We start from the raw sequence: 19,291 nt of genomic DNA on the forward strand, positions 1-19,291 counted from the left end.
TTGCAAAAGCCTCCCTTGCGCACATACGCCGGGGAGGCTTTTTACATCAAATATTATACCAACATGTCAAAAAGGCCGCTTCCTGCATCTGACGCGCAGGTAAGCGACCTTTTAATATTTCCCTTATTTTTAATTACTGCAAGCCACGCAGCTTTTATTTTTCTATGCTGCGTTTACGGCTCACATTCTTTCCCTTATTTTTCGCAATCCGGACAGCTGATTTTTTTCTGTATGCTATCCTTAGCGGATTACGCTCTTTCCCTTATTTTTGTTTATCGTAATCCCGGCAGCTATTTTTTTCTGTACGCTGCCTTTAGCGGATTACGCTCTTTCCCTTATTTTTATTTTCTGCACTAAAAGTGCTTGTAAGCTGTTGATTATTTTTTCTTCAGGAAGCTCATCATGCCACGCAGCTGTGCGCCAACCTGTTCAGCCTGGGTTGCTGCAGCACGACGACGCATAGCGTTGAATTGCGGACGGCCGCATTGGTTTTCCAGTAACCATTTCTTAGCAAAGGTACCATCCTGAATTTCAGCAAGAACCTGTCTCATAGCAGCTTTGGTTTCAGCAGTGATGATGCGCGGACCGGTTACATAGTCGCCATATTCAGCGGTATCGGAAATGGAATGACGCATTTTAGCCATGCCGCCTTCATACATCAGGTCAACAATCAGCTTCATCTCGTGCATGCATTCGAAGTATGCACTTTCAGGCTCATAGCCTGCTTCTACCAAAGTTTCAAAGCCTGCGTTCATCAGAGCGCAAACACCGCCGCAGAGAACTGCCTGTTCGCCGAAGAGGTCGGTTTCGGTTTCTTCACGGAAGGTGGTTTCCAGAGCGCCTGCACGAGTACCGCCAATGCCCTTAGCATAAGCCAGAGCCAGGTCATGAGCCTTGCCGGTCGGGTTTTGATAAGCAGTTACCAGGACAGGAACACCGCTGCCTTCGGTATAGGTACGACGAACCAGATGGCCGGGGCCTTTAGGAGCAACCATGAATACGTCTACATCAGCAGGAGGAACAATCTGACCGAAGTGAATGTTGAAGCCATGTGCAAAAGCCAGAGCATTGCCTGCCTCCAGATTCGGAGCGATATCTTTTTTATATGTAGCAGCCTGCTTTTCATCCGGAATCAGCATCATGATAATATCGGCAGCCTTAGCAGCTTCTGCAGTAGTCATAACCTTCAGGCCGGCAGCTTCTGCCTTAGCTTTGGATTTGGAGCCTTCATACAGGCCTACAACTACGTTTACGCCGCTCTCCTGCAGGTTCAATGCATGTGCATGACCTTGAGAACCATAGCCGATAATAGCAACTGTTTTGCCATTCAATAATTCCAGATTCGCATCGTTGTCATAATACATTTTAACCATTGTTATTACCTCTTTCTTTTCCCTTATTTTAATATATAAATTTAATAAAAATTTCCCTTATTTATAGCTGTTTATCTGCATCTGTTAATCTTGACGAAGTCATCTACCGCAGCACCGGCTGCCACCATCGGCTCTACCAGATCACCCTGTTCTACTATTACTTCAATCAGGAAGGGCTTGTCAGCCTCGCGCGCCGCCTTCAGCGCCTCCTTAAATTCCTTGCAGGTCGCTGCTCTGCGACCTCCTGCACCACAGGAATGAGCAAAGCCGATGAAGTCAAACTCTGTCAGCAGTGTATTAGAGTAATGCTCGTTATAGAAGAGCTGTTGCCATTGACGGACCATGCCTAAGCAGCTGTTATTAATAACGATACTGATTAGCTTTTTGCCTTCACGCGCTGCCGTATACAGCTCCATGCCGGTCATCTTGAAGCCGCCGTCACCGCAGATATGCACTACCTGCTTATCAGGCTCGGCAAAAGCTGCACCCAACGCGCCGGGGAGACCGAAGCCCATCGTACCGCAGCCACCGCTCGTCAGATGGTGACGCGGTTTATCAACAATTAAATGCTGTGCTGCCCACATCTGGTTCTGACCAACGTCAGTTACATAAATCGGATTTTCTCCTTCAAAGCTGCGGCTCAGCTCCTTCATCAGCCAGGGAGCTGTCAGGCGGTCGCCAGCCAGCAGGCTGCGGTCCTCTGTTGCATCCCAAGCCTTAATCTGCTGCCACCAATCGGCGTGTGCTGCCTTCTGCACCAACGGCAGCAGGCTTTGCAGTGTCTGCTTTACATCACCCATTACGGAAAGGCTTGTTGCTATATTTTTATCTATTTCCGTCGGGTCGATATCAAGCTGGATAATCGTCTTTTGTCCTACGTAACGGTTGCGGTCACCGGTTACGCGGTCGCTGAAGCGGCTGCCTGCGACTACCAGCACATCAGCCTGCGCTACAGCCATGTTGGAAGCGATATGACCATGCATGCCGGTCATGCCCAGGGAGCGTTCGTCAGACTCGGGATAAACGCCGATGCCCATCAGCGTATTTACTACCGGCAAATCAGCCTTTTGGGCCAGCTCCAGCAGTTCTTCCTGTGCACCACTGTTGACAGCGCCGCCGCCAACCAGCAGTACCGGACGCTGTGCCTTGTTCAGCACTGCCGCTGCCTGCTGCAGCTGCTCCGGTGTTGCCTGCGGCAGCTCTTCCGCTTCAGAAGCTGCCTGCGGCTCGCTCCATTCCAGCTCCTCAACCTGTACGCTGCTGGGAATATCCACCAGCACAGGTCCCGGTCTGCCCTCCTGCGCTAAGGCAAATGCCTTGCGCAGTGCCGGCAGCAGCTCTTCCTTGCTGCGTACCAGCATGTTGTATTTGGTAATCGGCATTGTAACGCCGACAATATCAATCTCCTGGAAGGAATCCCGTCCCAGCATGCTTACGCCAACCTGACCGGTAATCGCTACCAGCGGAATGGAATCAAGATAAGCAGTTGCCAGGCCGGTAACAATGTTTGTGGCACCGGGACCGGAGGTTGCGATACATACGCCGGTTCTGCCGCTCGCACGGGCATAGCCGTCAGCTGCGTGAATAGCGCCCTGCTCATGTGCGGTCAGCACATTTTTCAGCGGTGCATCGTACAATGCGTCATACAGCGGAATTACGGCACCTCCGGGATAACCGAAGACTGTATCTACGCCCTGCTCCAAAAGGACCTTTACAATGGCTTCTGAGCCCTTCAGCTTCATCAGTCTATCCCCCTTACGCCATAGTAGCTACAGACTCAACTGCAACCTGCTTAGCCAGCAGCTTGGCAACCTGAGCAGCAGCCACATCTGCCAGCTGGATTTCCAGCTTCAGACGATTTTCTTCTGCATCCATGCGCAGGGAACGTACCTGAGCACCTTGCTTGGAAAGCACACGCAATACACGCGGCAATAAAGTTTCATCATTCTGACCAGTTACCAATACCTTTTCAAACATTTTAATTCCTCCTATCAAGAACACCTTAATTTTCTACTACGTCAATTATCTTTTGATGGACTTTTCAGGAGTAGTATTAAAAAAACGCCCCTGCATATATGCAGGGGCGTATAATACGCGGTACCACCCTAATTTATTACTTTCAGCACCAGTCCATCAACCGGCTCGGAAATAACGCATCCGTTGCGCATCAGTCTACTTGCAAAGCTTTCGCTGACGAGTTCATGGGTGATTTAATCAATAAGGCTTCGTACCGGTTTGCACCAGACACCGGCTCTCTAAAACTCTACGCTTATCTTTAGTCCCAATCATAACCTTTGGTTGTCAATTTGAAATTACTGATACTATACACCCATCTAAATCGTTTGTCAACACTTTTTTGTAAAATTTTACATTTTTCTTCTTTTAGTCACTGTACATGAACATTTTCAGCTTTTTGTCTATCGTATACAAACTAATCAAACGATTAAAAATTTCGCGCTACTTTTCAGTAGACAAAGTACACTAATATCCATTATGCAAAAACACGTTAAATACGCTGTTTTGTATCGTTTAAAACAAAAGACTTCCCAAAAATTTTTGGGAAGCCCTTGAATTTTAATTTCAGATATTCTTCAATTTTGCAGCTACACTCTCTTTGATTGCAGCAGCATATTCAGCATGATGCGCTTCCAGGAAAGCCTTCATGTCAGCAGCAACATTGCCTTCTTTCTTCGGATTCAGCGCCTTTCTGTAGCCAAGCACCAGTGCGCGGTCGGCAGCGTCTGCTGTCGGCTCACAGCCGCAGGCAGCACAAAGCTTGCCGAACAGGTCGGCATCCAGAGCTTTTACCAGCTCTATTGCGCTCAGCCAGAGGATATTGTTCATTTTGAAATGAACCTTGCCCTTCAGATATTTCATAGCAGCAGCAATATCGTTCATAGCGATGTCCGCATTTTTAAAGCTCAGGCGATAGCCGAAGGTGTCGGCAATCTCGCAGTGCAGCTGCAGGTTATCGTTTACCGCCTCTGCGTCCTTCAGCGGGTCGAGGCAGATAGAACTCAGCTTAATACCGTTACGCTGCAGCTCGTTGCCTATCAGATAATGCTCCTGAGGAGTCAGCACCTTACCCGGTTTGGACAGATCCAACTCAAAGTCAATATCCCACGGAGTATTTTTCAGATAAGAGTTGTAGATGAACTGGATATGCATAATTGCTTCGCCGTATTCCAGAACGATGCGATGCAGCTGATTTTCCGTAAAAGTAATCTTGCTGGTGCCAACCTTGAACTCAGCGTTCAGATAGGAAGCATGCACAGCAGCACGGAAGGTTTCGTTGAACTGCTCAAAGCGTTTATCAACAGCCTCGTCGGACAGCTTTTCAATGCCCAGGTCAATCTTATCGCTGCAGTCAAAGCCAATCATGCTGTAACCGTAAAGCAGAGCCTTCACAATTTCTTCTTCTGTTTTCAAGCCGGCAGCATTAGCGCCGTAGCCTTCCTTGTAGCCCTCTTCGAGCACACCCCAGGTTGCGGTATCCACAGCCTGTACAAAATAGCGCTGCAGTGCCTCGCTGTCCTCGGTAGTAAAGTCAACCAATACCGGTTTCAGCTGACGTTTACCGAACAGCTCCGCCACAACCGCATCTGCCTCTCCCAGCCAATCGCTGAAGCCGATGCTGGCACCTTTAGTGCCGCAGGCAGTCGGTGCGGTCCATTTAACATAGCGGCGCACCAGCGCAGCATTATTTGCATTCAGTGCCATAACAGAAACATGTACGTCCTTAACGTCTGCTTCCTTTTCAACATCCTTCCACAGTGCGCTCAGCGCAGCTTCACCCTTTGCAGCAAAAGCCAGGCGCTTGCCTTCCTCAGTATTTACCAGTGCCAGCCAGCTACCCTGTACATCACACAAAGAAGTTTCTATAACTTCACCTGCAGCCTCACGCAAAGCTGCCAATGCATCCATTTGCTTTAATGCCATAACCTAATCTTCCTCCATTTACTTACAATTAGTCATAATAATATTATGAACAAAAATCGTCTATTACGCAAGCAAAAACTTTGCAGATAGCAAAAAAACTTGCGTTTGTATACAAAATACCACCTCAGCAATAGGAAATTATCTTGTTTTCCTGGAAAATATATCCCCCTTTTCCGATATTTAGTGTAAGGTTATCAACAGTATCAACAGACTTATCCACAGTTTTTGTGCATAACTTTTAGTTATACAGAGTGTTATCCACCAGCCTCTGAGAAAAAAGTGGCTTGTTTACAAGGATTTTACACAATTATCAACATGTTATGCACAATCTGTGGATAACTTTAATAACAACTAGGAGGAGATTTCCACAACACTATATCTAGGGGTCCCGCTTCGTCCCGCTCACAAGCAAAACAGCCTTTTAAAACGTCAAAAACAGCGAACAAACTATTATTTGTCGCTGTTTCCGATGCAAAATTAAATTTTATTCTGCTTACCAGAGATTAAGCAGATGCTGCAAAAGCAGGCTCACAAACGTAATACCTGCCCAACAGCCAAGACCGAGTCCCAAAGGCTTGCTGCTTGTTGTCACAAGCTTGACGATATTCGTATTCAGACCTACCGCAGCCATCGCCATAACGATAAAGAACTTACTGAGCCATTTGAGCGGTGCAAAAACCTCTGCCGCTACGCCCATGCTTGTTGCCAACGTTGTAATAAGCGAAGCCAGCACGAAGTAAATTATGAAGCTCGGCACAATGCTCCTGATATTAACTTCATGATTCGCATCCTGTTCGCGCTTGCCTACGAGATAACCTAATACCAGCGTAATCGGAATAATTGCCAACGTACGCGTCAGTTTTACCGTTACCGCCTTATCCAGCGTTGCCGTGCCAAGACCGAACATAGCATCCCAGGTCGCTGCCGTTGCCGTAACCGAAGAAGTATCGTTAACAGCAGTACCGGCAAAAATACCGAAGGCTTCGCCGCTTGTCGTAGAAAATCCCAACACTGTACCCAACCACGGGAAAAGCAGCGCTGCCAGCACATTAAAGAAAAAGATAACACTGATAGCCTGCGCCACCTCCTCATCGTCCGCCTTGATGACAGGCGCTGTCGCTGCCACCGCACTGCCACCGCAGATAGACGAGCCTACACCGATAAGTGTGGAAATCCTGCCAGGAATGTTCATCACCTTATGCAATACATAGGCCACGATAAGCGAAGTTGCAATCGTGCAGACGATAATCGGCAGTGACTGCTTACCGGTTGCCAGCACTACGGAAATATTCAGACCGAAGCCAAGCAGGATTACTGCGTATTGCAGCACCTTTTTGGATACAAAGCCTACACCGCTTTTAAACGCAGCCTGTACGGGCCACACAAGCGCCACCAGCATACCTAAAAGAATTGCAAAGACCGGTGCGCCGACAACAGGCACCAGCTTGCCTAAAAACCAGCACGGCACTGCCAAAACAGCACATAAGATAATCCCGCGCCACTTATCTGAGAAAAAGCTCACTATAACACCTCCATAAAAAACAAATATAATTATAGCATAAGCAGCATATATTTTTCAAAAATGGAGGATAGGCAGTTCTGCTATGGAAACAGATTTATTCCCGAAGAATTATTAAAATTTTTGTAACAACAAGCGTTTTTGTGGTAAAATATAAATAATTAAATATTGTTGTCGTTCTCTTAGGAGTATTGTAGTACCAACTGCAATACTCCTTTTTTATTAAAAACTAAACTGTTTGCATTATGATAGCATACATGCTATCATATATGTGTGAGCAGTAATAAAATGACAGGAGTGCACTAATATGTATACTATTGAATTTTATGAAGACTCACGAGGAAATTCTTCTGTATGGCAATTTCTGGAAACCTTACGCATCAAGGCACTTACCAATAAAGATGCACGCATTCAATACAAGCAAATATGCTTATACTTAAACTTATTGGAAGAGAAAGGTACTTATTTACCAGAAACTATTACAAAATATATTGCTGACGGAATTTGGGAATTACGTCCTGGAAACAATCGTATTCTTTATTTTTCCTACACAAATGACCGCTTTGTTTTGCTGCATCACTTCAGAAAAAAGACTCAAAAACTTCCAAGGAAAGAGTTTGAGCAAGCTATAAATAACCGTAGACAATATTTAAAACGTCAGGAGGTCCAAAAATGAGAACTTGGCAAGATTACAAAGAGTATGTAAAAAACATTGACGAAAATAATAATTTACTGATGGAAGAAATAGACGAGTTGACTGCAATTGTCAGTGCAATGATTGAAAAACGCAACGCCCTTGGTATAAGTCAAAGAGAATTAGCACAGCTTTGCGGACTTCCGCAATCATCCATTGCGCGTATTGAATCAGGAAAAACTACCCCAAAACTGGATACGCTCCTAAAAATTATGCATCCACTCGGATTAAAAATAAAACTTGTATCCATATAACGCCAAAAACTCCTGCTGACGGGCCTCTAGCCTGCCTGCAGGAGTTTATTTTTATCTTCTTATCTGTGACCAGATGAACAACGCCAGTCCCGCCCAAATGCAGCCAAAGGCTGTAGCAGTAGTACCGGTAAACGGTTCACCGTAAATCAGCACGCCAATCATCAGCGATATCGACGGCGAAATATATTGCAAAAACCCAACAATATTCAAAGGCAGCTTACGCGCGCAGGCCGTAAACAGCAGCATCGGTGTCGCCGTAACAGCGCCCGCACCTGCCAAGAGCAGCAGCGTACTCATATCGCAGCTTTGATAAACAGTACCTTCGTTGATGCTAAGATAATATAAGTAGCCTGCAGCCAAGGGCGAAATCAATAGTGTTTCCAACAGAATACTCGTCATCGGTTGGGCAACAATAATTTTTTTCAGCAAACCATAGAAGGCAAAGGTCAATGGCAGTGTCAAGGCTACCCAAGGCAGGCCGCCGTTATGGACAATAATCACCCCAATGCCGACAGCAGCACAGCTAACAGCTGCAATCTGCAGCTTAGCAAGGCGCTCACGCAGAAACACTACACCAAAGAGTACATTCATCAGCGGGCTGATATAATAGCCCATGCTTGTTTCTACAATGCGTCCGGCTTCTACCGCCCAGATAAAAATACCCCAGTTGAAGCTGATCATAATTGCTGCCAGCACCATGCAGCAGGCCGTCTTTTTCGTGCTGAAAATAACCTTGGTTTCCTGCATGAAGATGTTCAACTTGCCTGTTGCCAATAACAAGAGAAAAACGAAAACGGCCGACCATAAAAAACGGCTCGCCAAAATTTCCATCGCCTCAACATGCTGCAGCAGCTTCCAGTATATCGGCAGCACGCCCCATAAAAGATAGGCACCAAGACCATAAAAAATACCAAGTCTATAGTTATTATCCATAAGAAAATACCCCTCTGTAAAAAATTATTATATGATTTACCTAAGATAAACGAAAAGTTCCGAGGACCATTTTTCAGCATATGTTATTTTATTTTTGTAATTTTTTCGGTATCGGAATCCAAATAGCTGTAATCGCCGCTACAATCGGCAGCCATACCAAAAGCTGCATAACCATCGGCAAGCCAAACTTATCGGCCAGCACACCGAGAATCGTTACACCAAAACCGCCTAAGCCAACGCTGAAGCCGATTGTCAGGCCGGATGCCATGCCAACATTATTCGGCATCATGCATTGTGCAATAATAATGGTCGTCGCAAAGGAACCGATGATGCAAAAGCCTGCGATAACAACAGAAGCCATAGCAAAAAGCTTAGTTGTAGCAATCGTAATACAGTAAATCGCCGGAATACTCAGCGTAATAGAGCCTAAAAGAATTTTGCGTGCTCCCAGCCTGTCACTCAAAATTGAACCGACATAGGTACCTGCCACACCGCCTAAGAGGAAGCCGGACACCAGACTGCTGGAGAAAACTGCCTCAAAACCGCGGAACTTCATAAAATATAAAGGCAAATATGTTGAAATACCGCTGTGAATAGAAGAACGCATAAAGATATAGAACAAAATCAGGAAAAGCGCAAAATACGACATTTTTTCATTTGTACCGTCAGCAGCCTTCTTAGCCTGCTGTACCTCATGCTCCTTATTAACACGGATATAATCCGGCATCGCCTTAGCCATCAGCAAGAAAACCAGCAAGCCGGGGACAGCAAAATACATGGTGTTATGAATGCCGCCGGACAAGCCTAAAAGAAAGGTCATAAAGATGGAGCCTACTGCCATACCGGCATTGCCGCCGATAGAAAACAAGCCCATATTTTTCGTGCGGTTCGTATCATCACTCAAAAAATTTACTGTTTTAGAAGCCTGCGGATGGTATGTTGCGCTCGCCAGGCTGATAAAAATAACCGTGCATAAAAGCAGCGTGTAGCTGGAAACCCAGCCTACAAAGGCAAAGCCTGCGCCAGCCAGCGCCGCGCAAAGCGGCAGAAAGCGTGGCAGCGAGCGCCTGTCGGTAAGATAGCCGAAGGCCGGCTGAATAACAGATGACATAATATTTTGCAGCAGCACAATCGCCGCCAACTGTGAATAGCTCAAGGAAAACAGCTCCTTCAGCTGCGGTAAAACGATAGGCAGCGCACCCGCCTGCATATCGGTAACAAGATGTCCCAATGCCAATGCGACAACAGGATAATACATTTTATTCATATAAAAACTCCTTTATAACGCTGTGCCCTTTGTCGGTACAGTTAATTTACTCATATCTGCCTTTTCTATCTCTAACAAACGCACCTTGCGCCACATACCGCCGCCATAGCCGGTAAGGCTGCCATCAGCGCCGATAACGCGATGACACGGAATAATAATGCACAACGGATTACGCCCTACTGCACCGCCTACAGCCTGCGCCGACATACGTGCAAGACCACGCTGCGCTGCAATTTCGCGCGCAATATCGCCGTAAGTTACTAAACGGCCATAAGGGATATTTTGCAATATCTTCCAGACTCTTTCCTGAAAATCACTGCCGGTAAATTGCAAAGGTACATTTACCTTAGGTTCGCAGCCTGCGAAATATTCAGCCAGCCAATTTTCGGCAATTGCAAAGACAGGCAGCTCCGCATTTTGCGCATCTTGAATATCTTTATCGCCATAATGCTTATCGTCTGCAAACCATAGACCGGTTAAACTTTCACCATCGCTGCGTAAAGTTATTTCGCCTAAAGGCGAGGAAATCTTTTTATAGTACAACATATTCAACCTCATTTATTTTGCGTGGTAGCGCTAAGGGGAATCGAACCCTTATAATTTAACGTTTTTTCGCAGGCGCATAATCCTTCATCCCCTCTATCGCACCGCCGGCAATCGCCCAAAGGTAAATGGCTGCCGTGCTGCCGTAGGGGCTGTAACGTTTTTGATATTTATTAAACAGCTCGCGGGTTATTTTACGGTGATGGTACAGCATCCGCAAGCCTCGCTGAATTGCCAGATCATCATAGCTCAAAATATCCGGCCGCTGCAGGCAAAACAGCAATATCATTTCTGCCGTCCATTTTCCGATACCCTTAAGGCTGCTCAGAGCTGTAATCGCCTCTGCATCACTCATCTGCTCCACGGCCTGCAAATCAAAATCACCGCTAACTATTTTATCAGCAAAATCCCTGATGTATTCCGCCTTACGCAAGCTCATGCCCAAGGCCTGCAGCTCCTGTGCCGACGCAGCATGCACTGCCGCAAGTGTAACATCTTTCAGCCTTGCCTCCAAGCGCGCCCAGACCGTTGCCTGCGCCTTGGATGATATCTGCTGACCGACAATATGACGTACAACAGCAGCAAAAAGATTAGCATCCAGCTTGCGTTCGATATGGCCGATTTGCTCTATTGCCAAGGCCAGCTTCTTATCCTTGCGCTTAAGATAATTTATTTCCGTTTCGCCGTATTGAAAGTACATCATATCACCTGCCCATATGCTTTGCTTTTAATATTATAGCGCCTTGCAGGAAAAAATAATAGCATTTAACCATGCAAAATTGTACTCAGATATGCAAAATCCGGATAGCCATGACAGCTATCCGGTAAATTATAATTCTTTGATGATTGCCTGCAAAACTTCCACAGTCTTTTCTAATGGTAAGGCCATATTTTCATCCATCACCATTTCCGGCAGCAACGGTACATGCACAAAGCCTACTTTAGTATCCGTACCATTGAAGGCATGCAGAGCAAGATAAAAAATATCGTTGCAGACAAAACCGCCTGAGCTCAGCGCCAGATCAACAGGATAATGCTTGGCACGTAAAGAACGTACCATATTATGCACAGGAATGGTAGCAAAATAGGCATCAGGAGCGCCCTCCCGGATTGACACGCCCCAAGGACGATGACCAAGGTTATCTTCTAAAAAAGCATCCCTTATATTTAAAGCCGCCAGATTTAATTGTAATCTGGTGCTGCCGCTGTTCATACCGCATAATAAAATAACGTCAGGCTTTACCCTGCCGGCTTCCTCCAGCAAAATTTTTGCTTCTAAATCGAAAATATTAGGCAACATCAGCTTATACAGCTGATAATCGCCAACAATATCCGGCAAAGCCTTCACTGCCTTCCAGGAAGGATTGACGATATAGTGAGCGAAGGGGTCAAAGCCGGTGATAAGTAAAGATTTCATGCATATGCTCCTGAAAATAAGATAGGTATATTATAGAACAAGTGGCAAGGTGGTGCAAGTACAACATATAATGTCGCTTTACTCCTTCTTCTGTTTTGCAATATTTGTTCTTCGGACTCTAGTAAATTGAGCGAGGGGTAATATCGTGCAAGGAATGGCAATTTTAGCAAATGAGTGTCAGGAATCATCGAAGTGTCGCATTGTCTGAGCGCTAAGCTATCTACTATAGTAAAATCTCCTTGCATAGCGCGAGTTTTGCGCCACTTCGTCTTGATTCCACACGAAATTTGCGTTAAGAAATTGCTGCTGACCGAAATGATATACCTCTCGCGAATAGAGAAAGTACTGTAAAAAGCCTGACACATGCTTGCGCGTCGTTTCACTCATTCAAGCATGGCTATCTATCCCTCCAAAAATACTCCCTATTCGGTCGTATTTTCGGAGAAAGCTCCAGCTTTTCGATTTCTCACGTCGCAAAGCTCGTGACAAATCGGGTGTCGCTTCTCCCAGGTTCCCTGGTCGGTAAATAGTTTATCCGTTACAGAAAAATAAAACTCCGTATCTTAAGATACGGAGTTTTATTTTTCTAACCGGCAGCTATCTATCCTCCCAGGCCGCTTCCAGCCAAGTACTTTCGACGTATAAGGGCTTAACTACTGTGTTCGGGATGGGAACAGGTGGATCCCCTTAGCCATCACCACCGGATTATTTATTTTTGAGGTTGTACCCTCAAAACTTCAACAGAAGAATTTCTTTAACTTCAGGCTTACTTCTTAAGTCAAGCCCTCGACATATTAGTATCGGTCCGCTGAATACATTACTGTACTTACACTCCCGACCTATCAACCTCGTCTTCTCCAAGGTGTCTTACTAGATTACTCTATGAGAGATCTCATCTTAAGGCTGGTTTCACGCTTAGATGCTTTCAGCGTTTATCCTTTCCGAACGTAGCTACCCAACTATACCTCTGGCGAGATAATTGGTACACCATTGGTTCGTCCACTCCGGTCCTCTCGTACTAGGAGCAGCCCCCTTCAAATCTCTTGCGCCCGCGATGGATAGGGACCGAACTGTCTCACGACGTTCTGAACCCAGCTCACGTACCACTTTAATGGGCGAACAGCCCAACCCTTGGGACCGACTTCAGCCCCAGGATGTGATGAGCCGACATCGAGGTGCCAAACCTCCCCGTCGATATGGACTCTTGGGAGAGATTAGCCTGTTATCCCCAGGGTAGCTTTTATCCGTTGAGCGATGGCCCTTCCACTTGGATGCCACCGGATCACTAAGCCCTACTTTCGTACCTGATCGCCGTGTTTGGCTCTCAGTCAAGCTCCCTTCTGCCTTTACACTCTTCGCGCGATTTCCGGCCGCGCTGAGGGAACCTTTGGGCGCCTCCGTTACTCTTTGGGAGGCGACCGCCCCAGTCAAACTGCCCGCCTGACACTGTCCCGAGTTTCGTTACTCCTACGGTTAGAATTCCGATACATCAAGGGTGGTATCCCAACGGCGGCTCCACGAAGACTAGCGTCCTCGCTTCCATGCCTCCCACCTATCCTGTACGTGATGTATCAGAACCCAATGTCAGGTTACAGTAAAGCTCCATGGGGTCTTTCTGTCCAGTCGCGGGTAACCTGCATCTTCACAGGTACTTCAATTTCACCGGGTCCCTCGTTGAGACAGTGCCCAAATCGTTACACCTTTCGTGCGGGTCGGAACTTACCCGACAAGGAATTTCGCTACCTTAGGACCGTTATAGTTACGGCCGCCGTTCACCGGGGCTTCGGTCGAATGCTTTGGATTGCTCCGGACATCCTTCCTTAACCTTCCGGCACTGGGCAGGTGTCAGCACCTATACGTCAGATTTCTCTTTAGCAGGCACCTGTGTTTGTGGTAAACAGTCGCTTGGGCCTCTTCTCTGCGACCGCCTTATGCTCCATCTGTACAGACTTCACAACAGCGGCTACCCTTATCCCGAAGTTACGGGTACATTTTGCCGAGTTCCTTAACGAGGGTTCTCCCGCGCACCTTAGGATTCTCTCCCCGCATACCTGTGTCGGTTTACGGTACGGGCGGTAATTCTCTAACTAGAAGCTTTTCTCGACAGTGTGGGGTCAGCAGCTTCAGTTCCGTTTCCGGAACCTCCACATCACGCCTCAGACTCACAGGTTGCGGATTTGCCTGCAACCCATCCTACACGCTTGTACAGGAACAACCAATCTCCTGCCTGCCTGCCCTCCTGTGTCACTCCATCGCTCAAACAATCATTACCGGTACTGGAATATCTGCCAGTTGTCCATCTCCTACGCTCTATGCCTCGGATTAGGTCCCGACTTACCCTGGGACGACGATCGTTGCCCAGGAATCCTTATGCTTTCGGTGGAATGGATTCTCACCATTCTTTTCGCTACTCATACCAACATTCTCACTTCTGTGAAGTCCACCGTTCCTTACAGAACGACTTCAGCCCTCACAGAACGCTCCCCTACCCCACGACTTACGTCGTAGCCACAGCTTCGGTTTCGTACTTTAGCCCCGGTAATCTTCGGCGCAGGGTCTCTCGACCAGTGAGCTATTACGCACTCTTTAAATGGTGGCTGCTTCTAAGCCAACATCCTGGTTGTTTTAGAGACCCCACATCCTTTTCCACTTAGTACGACATTAGGGACCTTAGCTGGTGGTCTGGGCTGTTTCCCTTTTGACCACGGATCTTATCACTCGTAGTCTGACTCCCAAGCTCTACAGTATAACCATTCGGAGTTTGACAGGGTTCGGTAACCTTTATGGCCCCTAGCCCGATCAGTGCTCTACCGCCTATACTTACTACTTGAGGCTAGCCCTAAAGCTATTTCGGGGAGAACCAGCTATCTCCGCGTTCGATTGGAATTTCACCTCTACCCACATCTCATCCTAAAGCTTTTCAACGCTCACAGGTTCGGTCCTCCACGCAATTTTACCTGCGCTTCAACCTGGACATGGGTAGATCACTGCGGTTTCGGGTCTACGTACACTAACTATCCGCCCTCTTAAGACTCGCTTTCGCTTCGGCTCCGTGTCTTCCACTTAACCTCGCTAGTGCACGTAACTCGTTGGTTCATTCTTCAATAGGCACGCCGTCGCTTTCGCTCCGACTGCTTGTAGACATACGGTTTCAGGTTCTCTTTCACTCCCCTCCCGGGGTTCTTTTCACCTTTCCCTCACGGTACTATGCGCTATCGGTCGCCATTCAGTGTTTAGGGTTGGAGGGTGGTCCCCCCGGCTTCCCACAAGATTCCTCGTGCCTCGTGGTACTCTGGATACTGCTCATCTCTTTGGTCTTTAACCTACGTGGCTTTTACACTGTGTTGCCTACCTTTCCAGGTAGTTCGGATAAACCATTAAGACTAAATGCAGTCCTCAACCCCGAAGAGCCGTAGCTCCTCGGTTTGCCCTCTGCCCTCTTCGCTCGCCGCTACTGTGGGCATCTCGTTTGATTTCTCTTCCTCCGGGTACTTAGATGTTTCAGTTCCCCGGGTTCCCTTCCTTTCGGATACCTGCCCATGACGACAGGTGGGTTTCCCCATTCGGACATCTACGGATCAATACTTGCTTGCAGTTCCCCGTAGCTTTTCACAGCTTACCGCGTCCTTCATCGGCTGATGGCGCCTAGGCATCCGCCGTATGCCCTTAGTAGCTTGACTTTTCAGCTTACTAAGAACTTTGCGTTCCTAGATCTCGTTAACTCATTCTCTTTGCTTTCGCATTGATTAGAGGTGCCTTGTCATCTCATCAATAACAAGGACTTTTTATTCTTCTGTTTGAAGTTTTCAAGGTACAATAGAAGGTTTTTTGAACCTTCAAAACTAAACATCAACCTAAGCGAATGTGCGTCGACTTGTCGTACGAACAAGTTTCCTCGTTCATGTACTCCATAGAAAGGAGGTGATCCAGCCGCACCTTCCGATACGGCTACCTTGTTACGACTTCACCCCAATCATCGGCCCCACCTTAGACGGCTGGCTCCTTACGGTTACCCCACCGGCTTCGGGTGTTACCAACTTTCGTGGTGTGACGGGCGGTGTGTACAAGGCCCGGGAACGTATTCACCGCAGTATGCTGACCTGCGATTACTAGCGATTCCGACTTCATGCAGGCGAGTTGCAGCCTGCAATCCGAACTGAGATCGGGTTTCTGGGGTTTGCTCTGCCTCACGGCTTCGCTTCCCTCTGTTGCCGACCATTGTAGTACGTGTGTAGCCCAAGACATAAGGGGCATGATGACTTGACGTCATCCCCGCCTTCCTCCAAGTTGTCCTTGGCAGTCTCCTATGAGTCCCCGGCATTACCCGCTGGTAACATAGGATAGGGGTTGCGCTCGTTGCGGGACTTAACCCAACATCTCACGACACGAGCTGACGACAGCCATGCACCACCTGTTTTCATGTCCCCGAAGGGAAAGCTTCATCTCTGAAGCGGTCATTCAATGTCAAGCCTTGGTAAGGTTCTTCGCGTTGCGTCGAATTAAACCACATACTCCACCGCTTGTGCGGGCCCCCGTCAATTCCTTTGAGTTTCATCCTTGCGGACGTACTCCCCAGGCGGGGTACTTATTGCGTTAACTCCGGCACAGAAGGGGTCGATACCTCCTACACCTAGTACCCATCGTTTACGGCCAGGACTACCGGGGTATCTAATCCCGTTCGCTACCCTGGCTTTCGCATCTCAGCGTCAGACACAGTCCAGAAAGGCGCCTTCGCCACTGGTGTTCCTCCCAATATCTACGCATTTCACCGCTACACTGGGAATTCCCCTTTCCTCTCCTGCACTCAAGTCTTCCAGTATCCAGAGCCATACGGGGTTGAGCCCCGCATTTTCACTCCAGACTTAAAAAACCGCCTACATGCTCTTTACGCCCAATAATTCCGGACAACGCTCGCCACCTACGTATTACCGCGGCTGCTGGCACGTAGTTAGCCGTGGCTTATTCGTTTACTACCGTCATTACAAGTCATTATTCACAACCTGCACATTCGTCATAAACAAAAGAGCTTTACGGAACGAATTCCTTCATCACTCACGCGGCATTGCTCCGTCAGGCTTTCGCCCATTGCGGAAGATTCCCCACTGCTGCCTCCCGTAGGAGTCTGGGCCGTGTCTCAGTCCCAATGTGGCCGTTCATCCTCTCAGACCGGCTACTGATCATCGCCTTGGTAGGCCGTTACCCCACCAACTAGCTAATCAGACGCAGGCCCATCCTCTAGCGATAGCTTATAAATAGAGGCCATCTTTCACAGCATCCTCATGCGAGATTGCTGTCACATTCGGTATTAGCACCCCTTTCGGGATGTTGTCCCCATCTAGAGGGCAGGTTGCCCACGCGTTACTCACCCGTTCGCCACTAAGATTACCGAAGTAATCTCCGTTCGACTTGCATGTGTTAGGCATGCCGCCAGCGTTCGTCCTGAGCCAGGATCAAACTCTCCAATAAAGTTTATTGAAGAACTAATCTAGCTCTTATTATTTAAAAAAGAAGTTATTTGACTTGGTCTTGCGCTTTCGCGCTCGACCCGCACATTCGCTTTTTCTAGGTTTATGTTCAGTTTTCAAGGTTCACTCTGTTGCGTTTGTTCGCAACTTTGTTGTTTGTGTTTGTCGCTGTATCCCGGCGACTTGTATATAATACCACGTGGGCAAGGTAATGTCAACACCTTTTTTATAACTTTTTTAAGATTTTTTAGTGAAACACTTGGCATAGTGGGCAAATAAAGTATCATGTATACACGCTTTGAGGCCTCTGAAAAACTTCATAAATTTCTTTGAAAATCTACGAAAAATCCCCAAAAATACCTTGCAAAACGTCATTTTCCGGCAAAAATTTCTATAATCTTTTTTCGAAATTTCCTATCACCGATACATTTTCGTATTCAATAATAAAGATATTCGGATCACATTCTTCCAGCAAATGACGTAATTTCATCGACTCAACCTTCGAAACTACTGTTAAAAGCACATTGGTATCCTCACCGCTATAGGCACCTATGCCCTTAATTTTAGTTACACCGCGATGCACAGCAGCAAAAATAACCTCTTCTACCAAATCTATTTTAGTGATTACAATCATCGTTACCGTAATACTTGGCAAATATGCCTTATCCAGAACAACGGAAGTAATTACGGCAAAGAAGATAGAGTAGACTGCTGCAGCAACATCATATAATAGAATACAGCTGCCAAAGACAAAGATATTAATAATATTGAAGACCTTGCCTACACTCATATTATGATACCGGTGCATCAGCAGCAGTCCCAGAATGCCCTCACCGCCGCCGCTGCCCTTGCTCATCAGCGTCATGCCGCAGCCAAGACCGCACAGAATACCGCCTGCCAGACAAGCCGTAATCGTATCAGGCAGATAATTATATTCCGCAACAGGCACAAGACTCAGCAATACGCTGTAGCTTGTGATGCAGACAGCAGATTTTACTAAAAAATCCTTGCCAAACTTGCGTATAGCCAGCAGCATCAGGGGTATATTCAGGAGAAAATAGATAATGCCGATATAGTTATCGGTAACAAAGCTCAGTCCCAGAACGTTTCTCATAAAATATCCCAGCAGCTGTGCTATACCTAAAAATCCTCCGTTATACAGATTGCAGGGCAATATGAACATATTAAAGCCTATAGAATATACTAGCGAGCCTCCTATAATCAGGCACAGGGACTTCAGGGAAAGAAATTGTTTCAGATAGGTAACAGCCTTCATGCTACAGCCTCCTTTGCCGACTGACGGGGAAGGGGGTTGATTAATAACTACTATTATAATAACCTAAAATCTTCTCTTTGCGTATTAACAAAGTAAATAAAGCACTTTTTCCATAACAAAATAAGTAAAATGCTAAAGTCTTTACAATTTTTTCTGCTTATTTTTTGCAAATCAGGCAAAATCGTCATAATTTCGCCATATACTGCCTTTATAATAAAAGCAACAAAGGTAAACAACCACTTTAAGAAAGAAGGTGCCAATATGATGACAACATTAACCAAGTATATGAAGAAAACCACAGCAATTGCTATGGCTGCCATGGTGCTTTCTCTGCCGCTGGCAAGCGTAGCATCCGCTCACGAAAGGCACGATGCTCCGCCACCGCGTCATTCCGACCGCTATGACAGACACGACCGCTACGACAAGCATGATCGTTACGACAAACGCGACCGCTATGACAAGCATGACCGTTACGACAGACATGACCGCTATAACAAGCGTCATAAGAACGACGATTACGTAACGAAAAAGGACAGCAACAAAAAAGCTACCACCAGCTTCATCATCGGTGCTGTACTCGGTGCGGTAATTGCCAAAAACACCTAAATTAA

14 protein-coding genes and 3 rRNA genes are annotated in these 19,291 nt (G+C 46.9%); 3 read left to right on the forward strand and 14 right to left on the reverse strand.

What is annotated here, in order from left to right:
• Window positions 1–377 precede the first annotated feature (377 nt).
• The 5 genes from ilvC to KAH19_RS04180 form a co-directional block, all read right to left on the reverse strand.
• The gene (gene ilvC / locus KAH19_RS04160; protein ID WP_256437814.1) at window positions 378–1,400 is read right to left on the reverse strand and encodes a ketol-acid reductoisomerase; all 1,023 of its coding nucleotides are present in this window, start codon (window positions 1,398–1,400) and stop codon (window positions 378–380) included.
• Between the two features lie 44 nt (window positions 1,401–1,444).
• Entirely contained in the window at window positions 1,445–3,115 is a 1,671-nt protein-coding gene (gene ilvB, locus KAH19_RS04165; RefSeq protein ID WP_210685226.1) for a biosynthetic-type acetolactate synthase large subunit, read from the reverse strand.
• 13 nt (window positions 3,116–3,128) lie between these two features.
• Window positions 3,129–3,350 (reverse strand): hypothetical protein, encoded by a 222-nt coding sequence (locus KAH19_RS04170; RefSeq protein WP_021719399.1) that lies wholly within the window; start codon window positions 3,348–3,350, stop codon window positions 3,129–3,131.
• A gap of 603 nt (window positions 3,351–3,953) precedes the next feature.
• The gene (locus KAH19_RS04175; RefSeq protein ID WP_210685227.1) at window positions 3,954–5,312 is read right to left on the reverse strand and encodes a tagaturonate epimerase family protein; all 1,359 of its coding nucleotides are present in this window, start codon (window positions 5,310–5,312) and stop codon (window positions 3,954–3,956) included.
• Window positions 5,313–5,805: 493 nt separating this feature from the next.
• On the reverse strand, window positions 5,806–6,834 hold the full coding sequence (locus KAH19_RS04180) for a YeiH family protein (RefSeq protein WP_210685228.1): 1,029 nt from the start codon (window positions 6,832–6,834) through the stop codon (window positions 5,806–5,808).
• A 304-nt stretch (window positions 6,835–7,138) separates the two neighbouring features.
• Here KAH19_RS04180 and KAH19_RS04185 point away from each other — a divergent pair, with 304 nt between their 5' ends.
• Together KAH19_RS04185 and KAH19_RS04190 are read left to right on the forward strand one after the other, a co-directional pair.
• Window positions 7,139–7,507 (forward strand): type II toxin-antitoxin system RelE/ParE family toxin, encoded by a 369-nt coding sequence (locus KAH19_RS04185; protein ID WP_210685229.1) that lies wholly within the window; start codon window positions 7,139–7,141, stop codon window positions 7,505–7,507.
• Window positions 7,504–7,779, forward strand: coding sequence for a helix-turn-helix domain-containing protein (locus KAH19_RS04190; protein WP_210685230.1), 276 nt, complete (start codon window positions 7,504–7,506; stop codon window positions 7,777–7,779). Before KAH19_RS04185 ends, KAH19_RS04190 begins: the two co-directional genes overlap by 4 nt.
• A 51-nt stretch (window positions 7,780–7,830) precedes the next feature.
• Here KAH19_RS04190 and rarD read toward each other — a convergent pair whose 3' ends face one another.
• The 9 genes from rarD to KAH19_RS04235 form a co-directional block, all read right to left on the reverse strand.
• Complete coding sequence (gene rarD / locus KAH19_RS04195) at window positions 7,831–8,712, reverse strand: EamA family transporter RarD (protein ID WP_210685231.1); 882 nt, start codon at window positions 8,710–8,712, stop codon at window positions 7,831–7,833.
• 88 nt (window positions 8,713–8,800) lie between these two features.
• A complete protein-coding gene (locus KAH19_RS04200) occupies window positions 8,801–9,979 on the reverse strand; it encodes an MFS transporter (protein WP_210685232.1) in 1,179 nt (392 codons plus the stop codon).
• 12 nt (window positions 9,980–9,991) lie between these two features.
• On the reverse strand, window positions 9,992–10,525 hold the full coding sequence (locus tag KAH19_RS04205) for a methylated-DNA--[protein]-cysteine S-methyltransferase (RefSeq protein WP_210685233.1): 534 nt from the start codon (window positions 10,523–10,525) through the stop codon (window positions 9,992–9,994).
• Window positions 10,526–10,580: 55 nt separating this feature from the next.
• Window positions 10,581–11,222 (reverse strand): DNA-3-methyladenine glycosylase, encoded by a 642-nt coding sequence (locus KAH19_RS04210; RefSeq protein ID WP_371816697.1) that lies wholly within the window; start codon window positions 11,220–11,222, stop codon window positions 10,581–10,583.
• Window positions 11,223–11,351: 129 nt separating this feature from the next.
• Window positions 11,352–11,939 (reverse strand): hypothetical protein, encoded by a 588-nt coding sequence (locus KAH19_RS04215; protein ID WP_210685234.1) that lies wholly within the window; start codon window positions 11,937–11,939, stop codon window positions 11,352–11,354.
• Window positions 11,940–12,527: 588 nt separating this feature from the next.
• Window positions 12,528–12,644, reverse strand: a 5S ribosomal RNA gene (gene rrf / locus KAH19_RS04220).
• A 69-nt stretch (window positions 12,645–12,713) separates the two neighbouring features.
• A 23S ribosomal RNA gene (locus KAH19_RS04225) occupies window positions 12,714–15,619 on the reverse strand.
• A gap of 234 nt (window positions 15,620–15,853) precedes the next feature.
• Window positions 15,854–17,405, reverse strand: a 16S ribosomal RNA gene (locus KAH19_RS04230).
• The 16S, 23S and 5S rRNA genes sit together here, the layout of an rRNA operon.
• A 390-nt stretch (window positions 17,406–17,795) precedes the next feature.
• Entirely contained in the window at window positions 17,796–18,680 is an 885-nt protein-coding gene (locus tag KAH19_RS04235; RefSeq protein ID WP_210685235.1) for a YitT family protein, read from the reverse strand.
• 261 nt (window positions 18,681–18,941) lie between these two features.
• Between KAH19_RS04235 and KAH19_RS04240 the strand changes: the two genes are divergently transcribed.
• Window positions 18,942–19,286 carry a hypothetical protein gene (locus tag KAH19_RS04240; protein WP_210685236.1) on the forward strand — a complete coding sequence of 115 codons (345 nt, stop codon included), beginning with the start codon at window positions 18,942–18,944 and terminating at the stop codon, window positions 19,284–19,286.
• Window positions 19,287–19,291 lie beyond the last annotated feature (5 nt).

The organism is Phascolarctobacterium sp. Marseille-Q4147 (assembly GCF_017968825.1).
In the GTDB taxonomy this organism is placed as follows: Bacteria; Bacillota; Negativicutes; order Acidaminococcales; family Acidaminococcaceae; genus Phascolarctobacterium_A.

Coding starts and splice junctions, on each gene's coding strand:
- ilvB (WP_210685226.1), bottom strand. CDS start 3,115: ATGAAGCTGAAGGGCTCAGAAGCCATTGTAAAGGTCCTTTTGGAGCAG.
- KAH19_RS04170 (WP_021719399.1), bottom strand. CDS start 3,350: ATGTTTGAAAAGGTATTGGTAACTGGTCAGAATGATGAAACTTTATTG.
- KAH19_RS04175 (WP_210685227.1), bottom strand. CDS start 5,312: ATGGCATTAAAGCAAATGGATGCATTGGCAGCTTTGCGTGAGGCTGCA.
- KAH19_RS04185 (WP_210685229.1), top strand. CDS start 7,139: ATGTATACTATTGAATTTTATGAAGACTCACGAGGAAATTCTTCTGTA.
- KAH19_RS04190 (WP_210685230.1), top strand. CDS start 7,504: ATGAGAACTTGGCAAGATTACAAAGAGTATGTAAAAAACATTGACGAA.
- rarD (WP_210685231.1), bottom strand. CDS start 8,712: ATGGATAATAACTATAGACTTGGTATTTTTTATGGTCTTGGTGCCTAT.
- KAH19_RS04200 (WP_210685232.1), bottom strand. CDS start 9,979: ATGAATAAAATGTATTATCCTGTTGTCGCATTGGCATTGGGACATCTT.
- KAH19_RS04205 (WP_210685233.1), bottom strand. CDS start 10,525: ATGTTGTACTATAAAAAGATTTCCTCGCCTTTAGGCGAAATAACTTTA.
- KAH19_RS04210 (WP_371816697.1), bottom strand. CDS start 11,222: ATGTACTTTCAATACGGCGAAACGGAAATAAATTATCTTAAGCGCAAG.
- KAH19_RS04215 (WP_210685234.1), bottom strand. CDS start 11,939: ATGAAATCTTTACTTATCACCGGCTTTGACCCCTTCGCTCACTATATC.
- KAH19_RS04235 (WP_210685235.1), bottom strand. CDS start 18,680: ATGAAGGCTGTTACCTATCTGAAACAATTTCTTTCCCTGAAGTCCCTG.
- KAH19_RS04240 (WP_210685236.1), top strand. CDS start 18,942: ATGATGACAACATTAACCAAGTATATGAAGAAAACCACAGCAATTGCT.